14 protein-coding genes are annotated in these 20,970 nt (G+C 57.7%); 7 read left to right on the top strand and 7 right to left on the bottom strand.

All coding sequences use genetic code 11. From position 1 onward, the window contains the following. Nucleotides 1-254 precede the first annotated feature (254 nt). Nucleotides 255-881, bottom strand: a complete 627-nt coding sequence (locus HLG70_RS07575) for a hypothetical protein (protein ID WP_171662361.1) — start codon at nt 879-881, stop codon at nt 255-257. A 74-nt stretch (nt 882-955) separates the two neighbouring features. Then, nucleotides 956-2,785 carry an ATP-binding protein gene (locus tag HLG70_RS07570; protein WP_171662362.1) on the bottom strand — a complete coding sequence of 610 codons (1,830 nt, stop codon included), beginning with the start codon at nt 2,783-2,785 and terminating at the stop codon, nt 956-958. 1,502 nt (nt 2,786-4,287) lie between these two features. On the opposite strand from HLG70_RS07570, the gene HLG70_RS07565 reads away from it, so the two are divergent. Together HLG70_RS07565 and HLG70_RS07560 are read left to right on the top strand one after the other, a co-directional pair. Beyond that, a complete protein-coding gene (locus HLG70_RS07565; protein ID WP_171662363.1) occupies nt 4,288-5,001 on the top strand; it encodes a DUF6988 family protein in 714 nt (237 codons plus the stop codon). A gap of 150 nt (nt 5,002-5,151) precedes the next feature. Further along, nucleotides 5,152-5,592, top strand: coding sequence for an ArsR/SmtB family transcription factor (locus HLG70_RS07560; protein ID WP_250157078.1), 441 nt, complete (start codon nt 5,152-5,154; stop codon nt 5,590-5,592). An 18-nt stretch (nt 5,593-5,610) separates the two neighbouring features. On the opposite strand, the gene moaA is transcribed toward HLG70_RS07560, so the two are convergent. The 4 genes from moaA to HLG70_RS07540 all read right to left on the bottom strand — a co-directional run bounded on the left by moaA (nt 5,611) and on the right by HLG70_RS07540 (nt 10,173). Beyond that, nucleotides 5,611-6,705: a GTP 3',8-cyclase MoaA gene (gene moaA / locus HLG70_RS07555; protein ID WP_434082300.1), complete on the bottom strand. Its 1,095-nt coding sequence runs from the start codon at nt 6,703-6,705 to the stop codon at nt 5,611-5,613. A 79-nt stretch (nt 6,706-6,784) separates the two neighbouring features. Continuing rightward, nucleotides 6,785-7,114 (bottom strand): c-type cytochrome, encoded by a 330-nt coding sequence (locus HLG70_RS07550; RefSeq protein ID WP_171662364.1) that lies wholly within the window; start codon nt 7,112-7,114, stop codon nt 6,785-6,787. Nucleotides 7,115-7,144: 30 nt separating this feature from the next. Beyond that, entirely contained in the window at nt 7,145-9,628 is a 2,484-nt protein-coding gene (locus HLG70_RS07545) for an arsenate reductase (azurin) large subunit (RefSeq protein WP_171662365.1), read from the bottom strand. A 14-nt stretch (nt 9,629-9,642) separates the two neighbouring features. Next, nucleotides 9,643-10,173, bottom strand: a complete 531-nt coding sequence (locus tag HLG70_RS07540; protein WP_171662366.1) for an arsenate reductase (azurin) small subunit — start codon at nt 10,171-10,173, stop codon at nt 9,643-9,645. Between the two features lie 287 nt (nt 10,174-10,460). Here HLG70_RS07540 and HLG70_RS07535 point away from each other — a divergent pair, with 287 nt between their 5' ends. The 5 genes from HLG70_RS07535 to HLG70_RS07515 all read left to right on the top strand — a co-directional run bounded on the left by HLG70_RS07535 (nt 10,461) and on the right by HLG70_RS07515 (nt 16,069). Then, nucleotides 10,461-11,222, top strand: coding sequence for a substrate-binding domain-containing protein (locus HLG70_RS07535; protein WP_238531929.1), 762 nt, complete (start codon nt 10,461-10,463; stop codon nt 11,220-11,222). After that, on the top strand, nt 11,219-12,724 hold the full coding sequence (locus HLG70_RS07530) for a sensor histidine kinase (RefSeq protein ID WP_171662367.1): 1,506 nt from the start codon (nt 11,219-11,221) through the stop codon (nt 12,722-12,724). The genes HLG70_RS07535 and HLG70_RS07530 overlap by 4 nt, the downstream gene beginning before the upstream one ends. Continuing rightward, nucleotides 12,679-14,070, top strand: a complete 1,392-nt coding sequence (locus HLG70_RS07525) for a sigma-54-dependent transcriptional regulator (RefSeq protein WP_349773943.1) — start codon at nt 12,679-12,681, stop codon at nt 14,068-14,070. The genes HLG70_RS07530 and HLG70_RS07525 overlap by 46 nt, the downstream gene beginning before the upstream one ends. A gap of 137 nt (nt 14,071-14,207) precedes the next feature. Next, a complete protein-coding gene (locus tag HLG70_RS07520) occupies nt 14,208-14,699 on the top strand; it encodes a MarR family winged helix-turn-helix transcriptional regulator (protein ID WP_171662368.1) in 492 nt (163 codons plus the stop codon). Nucleotides 14,700-14,791: 92 nt separating this feature from the next. Next, nucleotides 14,792-16,069, top strand: coding sequence for an NAD(P)-binding domain-containing protein (locus tag HLG70_RS07515; protein WP_171662369.1), 1,278 nt, complete (start codon nt 14,792-14,794; stop codon nt 16,067-16,069). 247 nt (nt 16,070-16,316) lie between these two features. Here the strand turns inward: HLG70_RS07515 and HLG70_RS07510 are convergent, their stop codons facing one another. Further along, the gene (locus tag HLG70_RS07510) at nt 16,317-20,807 is read right to left on the bottom strand and encodes a PIN domain-containing protein (protein ID WP_171662370.1); all 4,491 of its coding nucleotides are present in this window, start codon (nt 20,805-20,807) and stop codon (nt 16,317-16,319) included. Nucleotides 20,808-20,970 lie beyond the last annotated feature (163 nt).

Raw genomic sequence — 20,970 nt, 5'->3', positions numbered from 1 at the left:
GCAGTGGAACGTGCATAAATTCCAATGATACGAGCACGACGACTTAGGTCGCTAGATCAAGGCGTTCACGACCGACGCCTTGGCTGCCTGTCCTAGGCGTGCCCTGCGACTGGTTACGATGAAAAGCGGTGAGCTAGGGCTCAACTGATGGCGGCGGCCGCGCAAGGCTCCGTCAGCTCGGGGGCAGTTGGCGGCATATTGGCGGCGTATGCCACGGGACAAGCGGAGGGCTCTCTAGCGCCGCGCGCCCCGCCTCAAGTAGCGGGCGGTAGGTGCCCCATGGCAAGGGCAACGTTTCGTTGCGCCGTGGTTAAAGCCGGCCAAAGGACGTGAACGTGGCTAAGAGGCATAGCTCGCAACGCATCCTTGTACCTACTTTTTTTTAGGCTGATCTTGAGGAACGAGGGATTGTGATCAATGGCATGTCGTTGAAGGCGCCATAGAACGACAAAGCCGAATTTCGGCGTTAGAAATTTGTTGGTTTTATAGAACGTCAATGCATTCGCCAAAATTTCATTAGGCTCGGCGTCATTTAAGCGTTCAAGCGCGCGAATGCAGGCTTCTAGGCGCATCTGCTGCATCAACCTGTCCAGCTTCTTTTTCGCATCCGCTGAGGAGAGCTTTCTACCCTGCTCAAAAACGGAGACGTTGAACTTGAGGATGCATTGCGATCCAACCCACAAGTGGTGGTGGGTGAGGCTGTTCTTTATTTCGAAGTGATACCGCAGCTCTTCCTGATTGCAGAGCTGGCAGATCTCCGTGGCGGTTTCGTGATCATGGGTTCTGTTGGTGAACGACCATTCTTCGAACGCCTCCGGCAGGCTGGAGCCAACAGAAAGAGGGAGAATATTGTCCCTAACCCTTTGCGGGTATGTCGCCATAAAACTCTTCCCAAAGTCTGAGATAACAAAGGTAGGCCAACGTCACCAGTTTCGACCGTTGAAGCAGATTGTGCTCAGGCTCCGAGTCTTAGAAATTCCTCTAACAGCTCTTTCAGTTCTGAACGGCTCCCGCCTTCGTCGTCGTAGGCTGAACAACTGAGAATCTGGTCTGCAGTCATCAGCGGCCATAGTTTGTCTATCACGTCGTCCGGCTTAATTCCGACGGCCTTTCCGATGATCTTCTTGGCGTCGCATGTGTCCGTGAAGTTCACTCTTTGACCGGCCTCGGCTTCGATCAAGTTGGGGCAGAGATAGTTTTCGATCTCCCGCTTGCGGGTTGCATAAAAGGGGCGACCAGCTGCCTCCACCTCTTGTCGTCGTTTGACGATAGATGCCATTTGTTCTGGACTCCCCCCCACGTCGGAGTCCAAGAATACGCACCAGGGCAGTCCCAGATCATCTGCCAGATTTAACGTGACCCAGTGCTTTACGCTGCCGCACCCGCCAATGAGCAATGGAACGACGCCCGCGTCTTCAAGCGCCGACGCGAGGTGCCCGGCTGCAGCAAGGCGCCTCGCCGCATGGCGTAGGAACGTTACGTCTGATTTGCCTTCGACTAGGACGACCGCCCTGGCACGTTCCATCCCTGTTTCAGGTAGCACCCCCAGGCTCTCCGCAGCTTCCTTAAGCACGGCATGATCCGGCATTTTTACGGTTGGGGCGCCCTGGGCGTCCTTAGTGACGTACCGGATCCCTTCGGTGGGCACCAGGCCGGCCAACGCAGGGACGTGGGTGGTTACGATGATCTGCCGGTTTGGCTGGCGAGATAGGTCCAGAAGCGCCTTCATCAGCATCACCTGATAGTTCGGATGCTGAGACGTCTCAGGTTCTTCGATCGCGTAGATCACGTTCCTTTGCGCGCCGGCCGCGGCCTTTTCCGCCTCGGCGCGAAAGAAGTTGAGCAATATCAGCCGGCGAACTCCGCTGCCACGCTTGTTAATCGGAATGCCGTTCTCGCCGTCGAGCGTGAAGTTGAAAGTCCACTTCGGCTTCTCCTTGAATCGAGGGGTCAGTTCATTGGCCAGTTCCGGCGCCATTTCTCTCAGCTTATCGAGAGTTCGACTGGCCACATCGAGAACGCTAGTCTCGATCTGCTTTTCCAATGCACTAATTTCGGCTTGTAGTGCCGCCTGAGCGTCACGCACTGCCTGCTGCAGGGGATTCTTGGCCTCCGCGTCGCCATCGCTGCTCTCGCGATCAGACTTGAACAATGCGAACGTGGGTAGCCGTTCCTCGATTCGTTCCCAAATCGACTTGGTTTCGGTGGATAGTCCCTTGCTCACATCTAGATCAATGATGGAGCATGCGATCGGTTGCGCTGCGTTTCGAATCGCGAGACGCCACTGTGCTGACACGCGCTTGTCGGCAACCTGTTCAACGATTTTGCGTTGGTCCCCAAGCTTCTTCAAATCCGCCATCTTGAGCGAAAGTAAAGAAGCAAGCTCAGGGTCCGCGGGATGAAGGCATCGGATAGCAGTACGCTCAAGCTTGCCACTGGAGGCCTTGAAAGATCTCACAATCTCCAATGCGCCGGTCGCATTCAGCAGATACTCTTGCGCCAACGTCGTCTCGGCGTTTTCATCCAGCACCAACCTATCCGGCAGTGCGTCGAACTCGCATGCGATTTCGAACTGGTCATGACCCTCTGCTAGACGAAAGCAGTTCATATCGCTTTTGTCTGACTTTGCGCCTTCGATTTCAAAGAAGATGGCCAGTGCTTCCAAGATGGTTGACTTGCCGAAGTCGTTGCGCCCGACGATACCCGTCAGGGCCTCATCTATGGGGATAGTGGTGGGCGCCCCATAGCCACGGAAGTTAGTGAGCGTGACGGACTTGAGTCGCATAGTTGTCTTTCTCGTGTGGACACTTCGTTGACGTCGCAGCGAATTCAGCCGTTGGGGGGAAAGAAGGGCTGCCCGCCGTATACCGTGCTGCTCACTATATCAAATAGTTTCCTGTGACTACGTTATGTACGATGAACTGCTGACGGCACGATTTACTTCGCGTTCCGGCCGGGCTGCACTGGTCAGCTGGACGTCGGTTTTACCTGGCGGACAGTGTTTCTTGCTCCGTCGGGACATAAACTGCTGCTTCTTCCACATAGATGCCGTACGGCTGGCTATTGGGGGAGAGGGCGACCCAAGGACGTGTTGTCGTGCGTTCTCGCAGACGGCTTCTTGAGACGCCGCGCAGCCTGCAAAGGCCGTACGTTAGGGAGCAATTTGGCCGCGCGTCGAAGGGCTGAGGTAAAACCGGCCTGCGACTGGGACGCTTGGATGTGCGGCAAACATTGAAGTCTGCCTATTAGCCCAAGTTTTGCGCGATTTGTTAAAATGCCGGCTCTCGAAGTGACCGACCGGATGAGATTGAGCACTTCCCGGCAGCGAAAGCTGTACCCGCGCAAGGCGGGTCGAAAGCGGTGTCCGGATCTGCAATGCCCCTTCGGTTCATGGGCAATGCGTTGGCTTCTAGTTGGAAGTCTTCAGCGATGCTGATTACCAGCGTTCGCACTCGCCTGACAGCCCGCTGCGGCTTCACACCCATGTATTTAAGGCCGCGCTCTGTCGTCGCGGCGATTGGTCTCTTTCCATCGCGTACGCTAGCGAGGAAATGGTGCCTGTTCGATGGCAGGCAAGGGCGCGCTTTGAGCGCGTCAAGGGCGTTTATCGCTTACGGTTGGACTGCGACACCACACTGCCCGCGAGCGTCTTCGTCAGAGGACTGGACCGGCTGCCCTCCAGAGCGCGGGAGGCCTTCTGTTCCATGCTGGAACTCGTTTGCGCCGAACTGCCGGCCTGGCGCAGGGCGGAGCCTGCCAACGAACGTTGGAGGTTACTGGCACTGCTATTGCCCAGCGTCTTGCCCGCCGTGGATGCGACTCGCTGCGATGTCTGCTTCGGATTAACTGCCATTTCACATCTCCAAGAAAAGGTGGAACGTCCAGTTGCCTCGGAAGAGGCACTGGAATTATATCCAGTCCATTCCGTTGGCTGCGAATTGAGGTATTCGGTGTGGCAAAAGTGCGACGAGGCCCGGCGCTTGGTGAAATCCGGCCAGAAGTGTTGAAAATAATATGTATGCCGTACTGAACAGTACAGTTGTGGACGGCCTACGTTGGATAAGTATTCCTTATTCAACATATAGACCGCTTCGAGCGACAGCAAATCGCGCTTGAGAAAGATGGATATCGCCGAAACTGTTGCAGCCGCTGGTCACGGGTTGGCGAATCGCCCGTAACCGTGGTGGAAGGCTTCCGCCCGCGGCACTGAATTTCAACGGCCGGGGCGGGCCGTTCAATGCGGACTGTTAGCATGGGGAGACTAGTGTGTCCTAACTTGGGGTCTCTGTGGACCGTCTGAATAATGCCGCTTTGTCCGAAGAGGACGCTGAGTTCGCCGGGGTATGGCCAACCTACATGCAAAGCGACAAGGTGCAGAGACTGTGCGCCCTGGGACGCCTCGTTACCGAATGGGCCGAGGAGAGGTTGTATGAGGTCGGAATCGCCCCATCCAGTGCCGATCATCTAGCGTTGACGGCGTTCGCTGTCGTCCACGAACACCACAAATCCTGCGTACTGCTCATCGAGGAAGGCCTTTTCGCCTCCGCCGCTGCGCTGATGCGCCCATCGTTAGAGGCTTACTTCCGAGGCCTGTGGTTGCAGTGGGCCGAGGAGCCCGAGCTTCAGCGATTCCAGGAGGGACAAGACAGCCTTGAGCCGCAGCGCTTCATAAAGCAACTGGTTCGAAAGTCAAAGGTCCAACGCTATGGCGACTTGCTGCCCATGTGGGAGCAGTCCAAGAAGACGCTTCATGCGCATGTACATCACGGCTACCAATCGCTTGTTCGCAGGTCGGGAGAGGTCGAGGTGGCGCCGGAGGAGGTCGCGACAATGTTGAAGTTCAGCACAGGCCTGGCGCTTCATGCTTCGCTAGATTTCACTGAGCTCGTCGATAGGAAGCCTGTGGCTGGCATAGATATAGACCAACGCCGGTTGGTGAACGACCTTCAGCGCGAAATAGTAGCTTTCATGCGTGCATTGGATTTGGCCACGCTGAAGTAGACAGGATTGCCCACCGTGCAACGTGCATCGAGACCGAGTTCATTAGGGACTGCCCAAGTGTTGCTGACACCAATCTGTCATCTATAGGATATAGTCTGTCCGGATATCCAGAAATAACGATGCATCGACCTTTCTATGGCCATAGCTAGCATGCCCTCGCCGGCGGTTGCCAGTCATTTCAACCCGGACCTTCCGCGCGATGGAATGACGTTTCAGCACGCCTTAAGCGCGTTTCACGCGCTTTCTCAGCCTACCCGCCTCGAGATTTTTCGTCTCCTGATGGCAAGAGAGCCGGAAGGCGCGCCTGCCGGCCTGATCGCGGAGCTGGTGGAGGGGCCGCACAATACGGTATCCCAACACCTATCGGTCCTCGCTCGAGCAGGATTGATTTGGGGCGATCGGCAAGGACGGAGCATCATCTACCGCGCAGATGTGGGTGTCATGGGCACGCTGATGTCGTTCATGTTGACGGACTGTTGTCATGGCCATCCAGAGGCCTGCGCACCCGTAATCGCGGCACTCGCCGGCCATTGCGACTGCGACATCGTAGTCAACAAAAAGCCGACCAGCACGAAAAAGAAGAAGGGCTGACCGGACACGTTGGCGGCCCTAGCCGCCGATGTAACTCATTTCAATCTTGTGCTGACGCTTTGTCCCTGCTCGCACCTCGGAGTATCGATCGCTACGAGACCGCCAGCGCGCCGCTAGCCCGGCGACTAATGTCTGATCATCTATTTCGGCCCGCAGCATCGAGCGGATGTCGTCGCCTTGCTCGGCAAACAGACAGGTATACAGTTTGCCATCTGCCGAAAGACGCGCCCGTGAGCAATCACCGCAAAAGGGATGGCTCACGCTGGAGATCAGCCCAATTTCTCCCTGCCCATCCAGGTATCGCCAGCGGCGAGCAACTTCTCCCGGCGTCGCAGGCGCCACGGGCTCGAGCGGGAAGTGCATATGGATTTGCTTCAACACGTCATCGGAGGGCAGCACAGCGTGCGCCGTCCAGCCGTTGGTCGTGCCGACATCCATGAACTCGATGAAGCGTAGCGTATGGCCCGTACCGCGGAAGTGCCGCGCCATAGGCAAGATCTGGTCATCATTGACCCCACGTTGCACCACCATGTTGATCTTGATGTGCCGAATGCCTGCATCGTGAGCCGTCGCAATTCCCTCCAAGACATCCCCCACGGATGCGGACGTATTGGCAATCCGAGCGAATGTGGCCGGCGCGAGCGCATCGAGGCTGACATTGAGACGCCGAAGGCCGGCGGCCGCCAAAACATGTGCCTTGCGCGCCAGGAGCGCGCCATTGGTCGTCATGGCCAGGTCGATCGGCTCGCCTTCAAGGGTGACAAGGCGCGCCAGCCGCGCCACGAGGTGCTCCAAGTCCTTGCGCAAGAGAGGTTCGCCACCACTCAAACGGATTTTCCGTACTCCGAGACGGATGAACGCGCGGGCTGTCCTCTCGAGTTCGTCAAAGGTCAGCAATTCATCACGGCGCAGGAACGGGTAGTCGGCCCCAAAGACCTCCCTGGGCATGCAGTACGTGCAGCGAAAGTTGCATTGATCAATCACTGAAATTCGTAAGTCTCGAAGAGGGCGTCCAAGCGTGTCTTCGGGCTGTCGATCCATCGGCAGTTCGGTTAAAGGTCCGGTCAGTTGCGAACGAGCAACTCGGCGATCAAGCAGGGGGGCTTCAATCATTTTTTGATATGTGAGTTGCTAGTAGGTCAGGGCAGGGGCCGCCAACATTAAGCGCGAACCCGCCCCATGACACGATGCGTCAGCCCGGCGCGCCGCTAAGGATCCAGTTCACGACCTGCTTGGCTTCGTCGGGCGAGATGCCAGGGTTGGGGGGCATCGGCACGGGCCCCCATGTGCCCGCGCTGCCATTCTTAATTTTGCCCACGAGAAGGGTCACCGCATTGGGATCGTCCTTGAACTTGGCACCGACATCCTTGTATGACGGGCCCACGACTTTGCGGTCCACTGCATGGCATGCAAAGCAGTTGTTCTTGCTCAGAATTGCATTGACCGTAGCGTCGGGCGCCGCCAAACAGGCAAGTGATGTAGATGCCAACCCGAGCGAAACTAGCAGTTTGATGGTACGCATGAAACTTGATTCTCCACTCGATGAAAGAAGTTAGCCGAGTACAAATCGGCGGCTCTTGAAGCTGATCGTGCGTCGAAACTCCTCGACAGAGCCGACCTTGCGGATGTTTCCCCATGTGCCTTTGTAATAGGGGATGATGTTGCGGTCGGTCCAGTCAGTCGTAACGTCGCCCTGGATCCCATTGACGTAGCCAAACATCATGAATGTTTGCCCGCGCTTGATCTCAGGCACGGGATACACCATCGCGTAAGTCGATCCGAAATCGTTGTAGACCTCAACAATGTCTGAAGCCTCGACCCCCAGCTCCTTACAGTCGTCGGGATTGATCTCGATGTAGGCCATCGGATAGCGTTCCTGGGCGAAGCTGTTGTACTGGTCGTGATAGGCGGTTTGCCAAATTTCATTGTTTCGACCGTTGTTCAGCCAAAACTTGTACTTTTTCTTTTGTGCTGCAACCGTCTCGGGCAGTCCCTGCCACTTGGCTGGCTTGAAGTGGGCCTTTCCGTCAGAGGTGTCGAATTTACCGTCCGTATAGAGCATCTCCGTACCTTTGAGGCGACCATCGGCATAGGCCTGAACGGGGAGCTGGACACCGTTATTGCCGGCGGCGACGAGCCGTTCGTACGTGACCAGATGCCCCGTATCACCACCCTGGCTGTCTATCTTGGGCGCGCCAGCCTGGCCCGCGCGACGGAACCCATCATTGAATGCGTCTTCCTCGGTTTTCCAGTCAAATCCGGAAAAGCGGTCCACCATTTTGCTGTTGCCTTCTTTCTCATACATCGCCTTTAGCGTGTTGGCGATTCGCGCCGCGATCAGGCAATCTGCTTGCGCTTCCCCGGGCGGGTCCATGAATTTTTGAGATAGGCGGATGCGTCGCTCGCCGTTCATGGAAGTGAGGTTTGTCTCGCCAGGGTGAGCCGCTGGCAGCATGAGATGCGCAGCTTCCGCGAGCTTGGTCGGATAGAGGTTGATGCTCGCTACAAATAGTCCGCCCTGTTGCGTGGCCGCGTAAATGATGTCGACCAATTCCTCGGTGGACGCGCCCCGGGCCTTCTGCATCGCTTCTTTCACAATTGCCGCCCGTTTGAGGACGGCGACGCGGAGCGCCTGGGCGTTGTTGCTGGTTTGAAAATTATTGGAGCCCCACCAGGTCATCATCCGGCCTTTGCCCTTGATGAGCTCTTGATCGATGTAGATCTTCTTGTCGCCAGGGTAGGGCGGCCGGGCATACCCCTCCTGGTGCCCACCCATGCGCACGCATCCTGTGCCGCGGCGTCCCACGTTGTGGGTCGCAATCACCAAGTCCAGCAGTGCCGATTGGATGACGTAATTGTCGTTCCCCCAGATGATTCCCTTTTCATAGGCATGCATCGTCCTGGGCAATTGCCCGGTTTTCTTCGGCTTGTACGACCACTCTGCCGCCTTTTTGAGATCTTCGACCGGCACACCCGTAATCTTGCTGCATTCATCCAAGGACATGCGGTTCGCCTTAACCGCCTCGTCGAACCCGGATGTGTGATCTTTAATAAAGGGCTTGTCGATCCAACCCTGCTCAACCACGTAGGTGAACAACCCGTTGAACAAGGCGATGTCGGTGCCTGGTTCGATCGCTAGGTGCAGCAATCTGTCCTTTCCTACAATCTGCCGTGCTATCGCGATAGACGGTGTGTCTCGCGGGTCGACGAATACGATACGGGTGTCGGGAAGATCTTCCCCCGCAAAGCGCGCCTTCTTCTTTTCTACGGTCTGCCCGTAAAGGTTGGGAACCCAGTGATTGAGGAAATAGTTCGTCTGGGATTCGTAGGGGTTATTGCCGATCGACCACAACACGTCGGCAAGCTCGGCGTCTTCATACGCATTGTTGAGTTCGCCGATGCCCATTTCACGCGTGGCGTGGCACTCTGAGTTGTAGGCAGGGCGATTGTGGATGCGCACCATTGGCGTCTGCAGGGCAGTGAACATCAGCTTCCCCGTTCCCCAAGTGTTCTCGAACCCACCACCAGCCCCGCCGTGATCGAAACAGGAGAACACGATGCCTTCTGGGCCATCGTTGTCCAACACCTTCTTTAGCAGCCCCGCGTATAGCGCTAGAGCCTTATCCCAGGGCGTATCTACCCACTGGTCGGCCGCATACATCCGGGGCTGACTCAAGCGCGCCTTCCCATCGCCATTGGGCGTGTACATGTAGCTCGCCATGCGGCCACCACGAGTAGAACTCAGGCCGCCATTGACCACGCACTCCTTGTCCGGAACGATCATGATGTTGTGACGTGACCCGTCGCGCTGCGTGATGACGTTGGTCATCGCTGGTGTTAGCGTTATGGCGAATGGCGGCAATTGCTGGCGGAAGTCCTGGCCTAGCGCATTCTCATCCGGGGCGCGGCCTCCTTCACTTTGCTCGGGCCATTTATAGACGTGGTACCCACAGCCTACGATGCAAAAGTGGCACGTCATATTTGTGCGTGCAGCATCTTTGGGCGGCAGGGTGATGCGGTCTTTAGGTGCAGACATGAGAGCCTCCCGACTTAGAGAATGTTGGCCTGACGGCCGTAGATCAGTCCCTCAACGCCGACTGCGGAAACGGCATCCGAACTGGCGTCATAGCGCAACAGAATGCGCGGGAGGTTCTCGGTGGCCTGCCCACATATCATCTGACCCGCTTTCTCGGCATCAAATTCGCTGAAGTGGCAAGGGCACTTGAACGTTTTCGTCTTGTTGTCGAACACTGTCGGGCACCCCATATGGGTACACATCGTGCTAAAGGCGACGATGTCGTGATCGGGCCCTACGCCACCGGGAACTGGATGGCCTAGCTTCACCGCGATACACGGCGAGGCGCTGTCCGGATAGGTGAATTGCAGCGGCGTATCGGCCGCGAGTTTTTTCGCCATGCCGATTGACCTTACGGGGTAGGGCAGCGTGGTGCCAGTGTGTGGCGCAGCCGGTGTCTGCGCCTGGACGGGCACGATAGGAATTAGGGTCGCGGCCGCAACCGCGCCACCTGTGCCGCTTAGCTTGAGAAAGCCGCGCCGGGTGAAGATCTGTGGGTCGGACATGTCGATATTTCCTATTGAAACGAAATGACGGCTTCAGTACTCTGTATCCCTATAAGCAAAGGGCATGCCAAGTAGCTTTCGGACGGCCCTGCACAGTGGAGACGAAAAAAATGCACCCGTTGCCCTGTCGGAACGGTAACTACGAGCGGCCTAGCGCGAGCTCGACGTTACCTTCCGGTAACCGTCGCCGCTTTCTCGCTGCCGGCGCTGCATCCATCGCAATGTGTGCAATGCCGCAACGGGCAACAGCCGCCGAGCCACTCAAATTGGGCACCACTGCCGTCTTCTTGGACGATCAGCTCCAGTTGTTGGACATTTGGCGATCCGACCTGCAAACCGTGCTGAAGCAAGAGGTGCGATTCGTTCAGAGGCGCAGCTACGGCGAGATCGTGGATCTTCTTTTGCGTGGCCAAATCGACGCAGCTTGGATTTGCGGCTACCCCTATGTCCTGAACGCCGATCGGCTCAGGTTGTTAGCAGTGCCGCAGTACCGGGGAAGGCCGCTGTATCAGTCGTACTTGATCGTGCCGCAGAAGGATCGCGAAACGTCGGAGATTGGGGACCTGCATGGACGGGTTTTTGCCTACAGTGATCCGCTGTCAAACTCTGGTTTCCTGGTGCCACGCACAGAGCTGCTGACCGAGCATCAAGATCCGCTCACTTTCTTCCGCAAAGCTTTTTTCACGTTTGCGCATAGCAAAGTCGTGGAGGCGGTAGCCGCCGGCCTGGCCAATGGCGGGGCGGTTGATGGATACATCTGGGACAGCCTTGCATCACAATACCCAGCACGGTCTGCCGGCGCGCGTGTCGCCTGGAAATCACCGGAGTACGGCTTTCCGCCTATCGTCGTGAGCGACCAAATTGCGCCCACCACGGCCACAGCATTGCGCGACGCGCTGCTTCACATGCATGAGCGTCCAGGAGGGCGTCTCATTTTGCAGCGCCTCTGCCTGGACCGCTTTGTAGGGGGCACCGATGACATGTACGACGACATCCGCAGTTTGGTTCGCATATCCGCGGGCGAGAATCTGGCGCAGGACTCGACATGAATTTTGGCCGCTGGAATTTCTGGTCCAAAGTTAGTTACCGCTACAAGGTGCCGCTCGCCTTGGCAGCCGCGATCGTTGTGACGGAACTCGTCGTGACTGTGACGTTGGTTCGCACCGCGTATGTCGGCATGCTTCGAGACACACGTCAAAGCGCGAAGACCCTGACACAAGTGTTGTCCCTGTCGGTGCGAGAGCCTTTGGTGCGTGATGACCTTTGGCGTGTCTATGAGGCGCTTCGTATTCCGCTCGCCGCAGGAGATGGCGCCCCGGGATTGCGGTCGATCCTAGTGCTAGACCCCAACTTGCGTGTCTACGCTTCGTCCGATCCGCAGCAGTTTCCGGTACTTACGCCGAGTGCTGCACTGCCAACAGAACTGCGAGCGGCAGCCGAGACCCTGCGCGGCGATCAACGCGCTTTTGTCTTCACTTCGCCGGATAGTTTAGATGCGTCATTGGCAGTCGCCGGCGCTGCCGTTATGTCTGAGGACGATGGCCTGGCCGGATATGTGCTCGCTGCCTATGACGCGGGTACGTGGCGACAACGGCTTTATGACTTGGTCGCCCGGGTGCTACTTGTCAGCATTCCTGGACTGCTGTTGCTACTAACTCTCGGGTGGCTCTGGGGAAACAGGATTGCCCAACCACTCCTCTCTTTGGCCAGGGCCACCCAGCGCGTCGGTCGCGAACCTGCCGCCAATATCGAGCATTCGCGACACAAGGACGGCAGCGACGAGATCGCGGCGTTGAGCAAGAGCTTCTCGACCATGCTCAAGCAGTTGGAACGGCAGGAAGCTCTAGAGCGGGAAATCATTGCCGCGGAGCGGCTGGCAGCCGTGGGACGAGTCGCTGCGGGAGTCGCGCATGAGATCAACAATCCATTGGGTGGCATGCTAAATGCGCTGGATACTATAGAAAAGCACGGTTCCTATGATGAGTTGACGGGGAAGACGCTCGGGCTCACGCGTAGGGGCCTGATGCAGATTCGGCGCACTGTGGGCGCGCTACTGGTGGAAGCCCGTCTGGACTCGCCGTTGATGCACGCTAGCGACTGGCAAGATCTGCGAGTGCTTATCGAGCCCGAATTATCCGAGAAGGGCGCCACTTTGCTGTGGGATGTCACGGCGCAGCAAGAGTTGCCACTACCTTCACATCTGGTGCGACAACTGACCTTGAACCTGCTCATCAATGCGAAAAATGCGGTTGATCTGGGCGGGACGGTCAGCTGCACAGTAACCGGAATCCAAGATCAGCTAACGGTGGAAGTCGCCAATTCTGGACAACACATTCCGGACGATGCGCTTCCACACCTGTTTGAGCCATATCGAGTGGATGCGCAGAAGGGCAGCAGGGCTCGTGGCTTAGGGCTATGGGTCACCTACCAGATCGTCACGCAATTGGAAGGCACCATCGAGGTGGTCAGTGAAGAGGGCTATACCGCCTTCACGGTGACACTGCCGTGCGCCACACCTATACAAGAAGAGCATCAGGAGACACCGACGTGATACAGCCATACGTATGTCTAATTGAGGACGACGCCATCATGGGCGAGTCCATTGTGGAACGATTCCGCCTTGAGGGGATTAGGACCGATTGGTTCTCGAAGGCAAATGATGCGAAGACAGCCATTCAAACCAATTCCTACGGGGCGGTGATCAGCGACATTCGACTGCCGGACTTGGACGGGGACGAGCTCTATCGGCAATTGGTCGCGCAAGGCTGTACCTTGCCGCCATTCATCCTGATGACCGCCTATGCCACCGTGGAAAAGGCAGTGGACTTGCTAAAACTTGGCATCAAGGACTATGTCACCAAACCTTTTGAGATCGCCAGTCTGATCCAAACCGTGCAAGATGTCTTGCCAATCGATGTCTCTCCGGAGAGCCAGACTGAACTCGGCGTGTCTCAAGCGGCCAAGAACTTGCACCGTCTTGTGCCCCGGGTCGCAGGACGGGCTTCGGCAGTGCTGTTGATTGGCGAATCAGGTGTGGGCAAAGAGGTCTTGGCGCGATTGATTCATAGTCAAGCTCGACGCGAAACTGCCACACGGCCGTTCGTCGCTGTGAACTGTGGTGCCATCGCGCCAACGATTGCGGAAGCTGAGTTTTTTGGCTATGAAAAGGGGGCATACACCGGCGCTGATAAGGTCCGGAAAGGCTACCTAGAACAAGCCGATGGCGGGACATTGTTCCTGGATGAAGTAGGGGAGTTGTCGCCGTCCCTCCAAGCGGCTCTATTGCGAGCAATACAGGAAAAGCGCATCCGTCGGCTCGGCGCCGAACACGACACCCACACTAAGTTCGACCTAATCTGCGCGACCAACCGGAACCTTTCGGAGATGGTGGCCGCAAAGTCGTTCAGGGAAGACCTTTACTACCGAATCAACACGGTGACCCTTGAAGTCAAGCCATTGCGCGAACGTCCTGAAGATGTCCTATGGTTGGCCAAGCGATTCGCCGCAAGCATCGCTGAGCGGCTAGGAGAACCTGCGAAGACGCTTCATCCACTGTCTTTGATCAGGCTCCAAACGTATCCGTGGCCAGGCAATATCCGCGAACTACACAACAGAATTGAGCGCGCCTGCCTGGTTAGCCAATCCAACATGCTGATGCCAGGAGAGATTTTTCCCGAGGAGCCTGACGGTACTCACTATCCGGACGAGTTGCCCACGCAAGAAGAAGCAACACTCACTGCCTATCAGCAGGTCTGTGAGCGGCTTTACATCGAAGAGGTTCTACGACGACATGGGGGTCGGATCCAGGAAACGGCAGACGTCCTGAGCATCTCGCGAAAGAACCTTTGGCAGAAGATGAAACGCTACGGTATCGACTCCAAAAATGCAGGTGACTAGCCCAACGAGATGCGAGGCTTCACGGTGTGGATGGACGGACGCATACGTAGCCCAAGGACTGCCCAACACCTGAGAACGCTTGACGTACAGCAAGAATTCCAATAACGTTGGCACTAACAACTAAATGGAATTTGTCCATGGATCAGAGCACAAGGCGCCCTCTACCGCAGGACGCAGAGGCGCTATACGAAGCTGTGAACCAGCTTATTAGGGTGCATCAGTTCCGCGATCGTGATCGCATTTGCTGCTATGACGTTTCGGTAGCACAGTGCTACGCCCTGGAAACGCTGGTCAAGCAAGGCCCCCTCAGGCTTCAAACGCTCGCGCAGGAAATGTTCTTGGACAAGAGCACGGCCAGCCGAATTGTTGATTCGCTCGAGCGGAAGGGCTACGTCAGCCGGGTGGAGGACGCCTCCGATCGCCGAGCGGTGCAACTGGAGCCGACCGCAGCGGGACACGAGCTATATCAGACCATTCGCGCGGACTTAGTGGCCGAGGAATTTGCGATGATCGAGAACATGCAGCCCGAGGTACTGGATGCATCGTTGACGCTATTGCGGCAACTGACGCGCGCGGCGCAAGCACGCTGCGGTGTCGCCTCCACATGTGCTGCCGATCCGCAGCCGTAGGCGATTACGGTTTTTTTTGTCCATTTAGTTGTCAGTACCAATTAATTGCGGACCAAGTCCGTGTCTCAACCACGTAAAAAGAGGTGCTTGGAATGAACAAGAATGATCTTCCTATCGCAATCATTGGCGCTGGGCCGGTGGGACTAAGTGCGGCCGCCCATGTGCTAGACAGAGGAATGACGCCGATCATTTTCGAAGCGGGCGAGGTCGCGGGTGCCAATTTGTACCAATGGGGGCATGTCAGAATGTTCTCCCCTTGGCGTTTCAACATCGATAAGAAAGCCGGCGAATTGCTCGAACGTGCGGGATGGATCGCGCCGCTAAGTGACGCTTATCCCACCGGGCACGAACTTCTGACGCAGTATCTGCAACCGTTGGCCGAACTGGAACCGATCAAGAGCCGCCTCCACACCAAGAGCCGCGTGATTGCCGTGAGCCGCGCTGCGCACGACGTCATGAAGAATAGGGATCGTGCAGCCGCACCATTCCTGCTGCGTGTCCGCGGACCAGCAGGCGAGCATGATGTCTTGGCTAGGGCAGTTATCGATGCCTCGGGCACATACACCACGCCGAACTGGATGGGGGCCCATGGAATCCCGGCCTTAGGAGAGGAAGAATTTAAGTCGCAGATTGCTTACGGTATTCCCAACGTTCTAGGCGACGCGCGGCAGCGCTATGCGAATCGGCGAGTCTTGGTCATTGGAGGAGGGCATTCCGCATTCAATGCGCTTCAAGACTTGGTGAAACTCAAGTCCAGCGCCCCGCGCACTCAGGTGTATTGGGCTGTCCGCAGCGCCACTCTCGACCGCATCTTTGGTGGTGGTGAGAATGACCAGCTTGAGGAGCGCGGCAAATTGGGCCTGGTGATAAGGCAGTTAATGGAAGAGCGCCGCATAGAGGTTTTCACGAACGTTAACGTTGACCGCGTCAGCACCTCGAACGATGGCCTGCTGGTACACACGGGCGCTACGACGCTTCCGGCTGTTGATGAAATAGTCGTGGCAACGGGATTTCGTCCCGACCTTCGATTGATGGCAGAGCTTCGTCTTGAGCTAGATCCCGCGACGGAAAGCCCCGTTCGCCTTGCTCCCATGATCGATCCCAACGTGCATAGTTGCGGCACAGTGAGACCCCATGGCGCCGCCGAGCTCGCGCACCCGGACGAGGGCGTTTTTGTGGTTGGCATGAAGAGCTACGGACGTGCGCCAACATTCCTCATGCTTACCGGCTACGAACAAGTCCGGTCTGTTGTCGCCTGGATAGCCGGCGACCGGGAGGCGGCTGAACGCGTAGAGCTTGTGCTTCCTGAGACAGGTGTATGCAGCACGCAGTTTGATCGGACGAGCGTCCAGAAAAGCTGTTGCAACTAATGCAGCCGCATTCTTATTGACCAGGTCGGTCCCCAGGGCGCAATTTGTCTTGGGGACCGCCTTATTGGTGATGGCATGTGTCGAAATTCATTGAAGGTGGAAAACTGAAACCATTTAGATCAAAGGCTTAGTGATACTTGGCTTATTCACTTTGGTCGTAATCGTTCATTGATCGGCCATGAAGAGACGATTAGGTCCTCGCCCCTAAGCAGTGAGTCGTAAGTTCGACGCGATGCTTACCCGCAGCTCAACGCTTGGTGGAGGCATTCGTGTCGCTTGTCGTTTGTGCCAAGGGTGAGGCCAGGTCTTCGTCTGCGCTGCTCGACACGATCCAAGGAGTTCGGCCCACCGCCAGGACTTTGATGTGAACGGGTCTGTCCTGTGCAGGACTCAGAGTCCACGCCTGCCCTTCCACCATTGCGCCGACCAGATACTTGAGCCCCGCCCGCTTCTCCGCTCGCTCCATCTCCTTCAGCGCTGGATACGGGTAGGGTGAGCCTTCTCCGAGTAAGACACTTACAAACTCTTCGACATAGCCAAGAATATTCTTTGGACAGTCCTTGTGCCGCATGAGGGCTTCGACCATGTGGCGCAGCAACTCGGCCAATGCACCCATGTGCGTGAATGAGAATGCCGCCTCCTGCACGAAGTCTAGTGTAGTCTGGAAGGCGCTTCCGAACTCGGTGCGGGGGTCAGCCAGATATCGCTTGTAGCGCGCTATGCCATGGCGAGCCCATTGAGTGCCCTGGTGGCACATCAGTAAGAGGTCCCGCGGACCCAGCGAGACGAATGAACGGTTTCCCAGGAACATCTGGACCGTGCCTTGTGAGTAGGCCCTTGGCGTTAGCTTCCCGACGACAGTGGCGTGCATCAACAAGGCTTGGGGCCACACGCCGCGGACATTGACGTGTCTCGCGACGTTGCGCAGACGGCCATCGACAGTCATGAGGCATAGGTTGCGCTCCACTGCAAGCCGGAGCACTGCGTGCTCCTCATCCGAAATAGCCTTCTCGAGCTGTGTCAGTAGCTCCGAGCCGGATTCGGGGCCGTACGCAGGGGCCACTTCACATATCGACTCGAGCGCGTCCACCATCGCCCGCGCGCCCAGCCTCGCTCGTTCTCGGTCACGGTCTGTGTATTCAACAAGTCGCATGCAGCCATCGTCGTCGAGGAGCGTTCCACTCTTTCGTTCTAGCTCCGTCTCTTCCAACCGACGCAGTAGGATGTCCCTCGTTTCACTCGTGGCATAGACCTTGGGCAGCGCTCTCAGTGCCTCAGTCGCGCCCAGCGCTACCAACTCCGCCATCGTTCCAGCGTCCACGACATAACTCGCCGTCGAATCACTCAGTTGCGCCAGCGCGCCCTCCCGCTCTTCGACCGTGCCTACAGTCACAAACATCGCTGGCGCTTCTTGGCTGGTCGGCCAGCCGCACACGACGTCAACCGGCCCCTTGCCAATCAGCCGACCAAAACCACCGAGCGTTATCGGGGCGGTGCTGTAGCCTTGGAACGCCTTCTTGACATGGGCGCTTTGCTTCTTTAGCTGCTCATGGAGCTCGCTAAAGTCTGGCTCGCCGTCGGCCGAAGTGCCAATTGGTATGGAGGTGGCGTTCGGCACCGGTGCAAGTGAGCGGTCCATCTGAACGCGCGCTTGGTCGAGAAGCCTGCGATACGCAGAGCTGATTTCTTCGACGCGAAGGACGCGTCGCGTTCGGAACGAACCCTCGACGACCACCTCCTCGCCAACCTTCTTCCCGATGAACTGAACAATTGAAGTGGCTTGAGCACTGTGGTACTCCTCATCCGTCGGCAGCTCGCCCACTTCGGACGGGTCCAAAGTCACATGAATCTGCTCAGCTCCGTCGGCCAGCACGAAGTGCGTTCCCGCCGCAATGGCGGGCAGTGACTCCTCCATGTTCGGCAGCTGCTCAGAAATGGATACGAATGCCAGGAGCAATGCGGAGGCCGCCTCGACATCAGCTGCCTTCCGCCGGCGCAGACGATACATGCGATGCATCCCCTTGTGCTGCAGCCCATATCGCAGTTCCTGCGCGGCGAGCTGCGTGGTCTGCGGGATGCTTCCTTCCAGCGCCAACGGGGCTTCAGCCAACAGCTGCTGAAGCTCGGCAACCGGCAGTTCTCGTGCTGCGACCATGAACCTGAAGAGCCAGCTGCTGACCTGATTTGGCTCACGCGCAAATTGGGCGTCTGCAAGCCCCTTGAGCAGCGGCCAGTCTCCGACGTCTTGGGCGAGTTCGATTGCTAGCCCGCGTGCGTTGTCATCACGCACCCAACCTTCAGGGAAGCCTTCGATGAGCTTCTTTGCCTTGCGGCGGTTGCCAGTCTGGATGTATGAATGAAGCAGCCGAGCGTGCAGATCACTGAGCTGACCGGGAGGCACTACCTTCTCATAGAGCTGCGAAGCCTTCGAATACTCTTTGATGTCGAAGAAGAGATCAGCAAGAAGCAGCGTGTTCTCGGGGGCCGGGTGGGCGGCGACAAGCTGCTCGGCCCGCCCAAGTGCCACGGCCGCAAGCTCAGGGTCCGAGTGCCGCAACACCCTAAATCCCGAAATCGCAACCGGCAGACTCAGCGAGGAGGAGAAATCTGCTAGTCGCGCTTCTGCCTGAACGGCCTCGCGGTCCTCCGCGTTCCACATTGCAATCCAACGAATCGCACGCAGCATTTCAAGAACGTCAGTGTCCGCCGTTGGAATGTGCGTTGCGACCGCTAACGCTTCGTTGGCCAGTGGCACGTCACCCACGTTTGCGGCGGCTTGTGCCAAGCCGACAATCGCGTCCTCTCTGAGTCGCGGAAGGAGTGCCCGGCCACGGGTCAGCATCGCTGGTGTGTTGCCCATCTGCTGAAGGGCCTCGAGCTCGACGCGCAAGAGCTCTGGCGGTTCTACGCCGTGTGCGCGAGCCTCTTGAACGAAAGCCAACGCCCCTTCAGGGTCACCTTGGAGCAGCAACGCGATTCCAAGGTTCGCCGCGGCATCGGAAACGGTTCCAGGAGCTTGAACGTTCCAAAGACGTGCTGTGCGAGGGTTAAAAGCCGTTGTCACCTCGAGTAGCGCGGCCTTCATCCGTTCGTCCGCAAGGCGGAACGTGGAGAAGACCTTGTTCGCAGTTGCGGCCTCGAGCACCGTAGAGAGCGCTGCTAGCCGCGTGTAGAAACCGGCGTCGGCACAGGTCAGTGACTGCAGAGACACCTTGATGGTGCCGTTCTTGTCGCCAGCTTGGTTCAGACTTGCAGCCACCAACTGGAGCGCATCCGCCCCATCTCTGTGACGAGCGGGTACGTCGGTAAGCGATAGTTTCTGCCCGTCGAGAATCCGTGCGTTCGCGTACACGGCCCACACGAAGATAGATTCAGGAAAGCGCTCGCTGGCCTCCTTGCCGCTGGCCAGCGCACCGGGAAGGTCATCGCTCAGCAGCCTGCCGCGAATTCCGGCGGCCGACATGCGCTCGTCATCAGGGAACAGCTCTGCAGCGCGCAGGAAATCGGTCGCAGAGGACTTTGCATCACCCAAGTGCCAGGCGCACACGCCACGCTGCAAGTACCAGCGTGCTTTCTGGTGGGCGTCGAACGGGCCCAAATCCTTACCGAGAGCGGAAACGTCGCCCGAAGCGTCCAGATACCGAAACTGCTTCAGCTTCTCGTTAATCGCGTCGAGTTGGCCCGTGATGACCCGATTGGCCGAGTCAAGCCGACCCGCGCTGAGGCCCGCCCCGTCCACTGGCCCGCTCGACCGACGAACGGGCGTTACCGAGAGCATCCGTACGTCATCGCGCACCCCCGGGGCGAACGCTGGTTCAGCGGCCACTCCGGCGGTTGGGTCAGCGTGCAGGTTCGCAAAAGGCAAGCGTGCAGCCGGGCTACCTCGGTGTGCTGCAAAGGCGGCAGCCAGTCTGGGAGAGAGCTGGGTGTCTAGGTTGGCAAAGGACAGCGATGCAGCGCCCTTGTTGAGGCTCTGACACGCCGTGGTTAGGAGTGCCCAGATAGTGCGGGGGGGGTGGCCGAGCTCCGCGCCGAGGACGAGCTTGATGCTCTCGAAGATGTTCGCAACTTCAGGCGTCTCATCGGTTGCCAGAGCATGCGGTACAAACCAGAGATGCCTTAGGAAGTCATGCAGCTCGTCACTGCTTGGTTCAGCTCCGAGCTCCTTCCTCAGGATGGCTTTGATGGTCTCATAGACACCTCGTTGCTGCTTCGAACTGAACCGCTCGGCTGTCGCCTTGCGAACGAACTCGGTACCCTTCAGCGACGTACGTGCGAACTGAGCTAGTTGATTGGCGACGTAGATGCCGGAGCCATCAGCGTCCCGAGAGTACACAACGACAAGCCTATCGCGCCCACGCTGAAACAGCGCGCAGTCTTGATAGTCGTACCAAGCCGCGATGAGGGATTCGCTGAACGGACCGTCTGATGGTATGGCTTTCAGCGTCAGCTTCACCTGCAGGAGCGCCTTCAACGTACTGCCGTCGTCAAGGCGAAGCGTACAAATCAGATCATCAGTGTGATACCCGTGAACCCTGCCCTGAAAGCGAAGTTCGACTACAGCGGCATCTGGTAGGACAGCGGTGGGAGATCCAGCAAACATGGCCAGGAGGTAGGAGGCCTGGACCCGGACTTCGTAAGTGACTCCTGCCCCTCCGGTCGAAGTCGGGCTTGCCAATCGCTTCTGGCCTTTGCCTCGCGTGGCTGCTTTTGCTGGTTTCTCCGGCTTTTCTTGCATGGTCGCTAGCGTAGCTTGACCACGCCCTCATTGCAATTTGTCAGCTTCAAGTCCCGCAACTCGCTGCAATTGACACCCTCTGGAATTTACTGGCAGCGACTGGTCATCCTGGCTTGTCTCGCAATGCGACTGGATCCTGCCGCTGCGTCTGGGGAGCGCGATA

It is taken from the genome of Achromobacter deleyi, assembly GCF_013116765.2.
In the GTDB taxonomy this organism is placed as follows: Bacteria; Pseudomonadota; Gammaproteobacteria; order Burkholderiales; family Burkholderiaceae_B; genus Achromobacter; species Achromobacter deleyi_A.
Note: the sequence above shows the minus strand (reverse complement) of the source record. Positions and strands in the feature narration are given on the sequence as shown.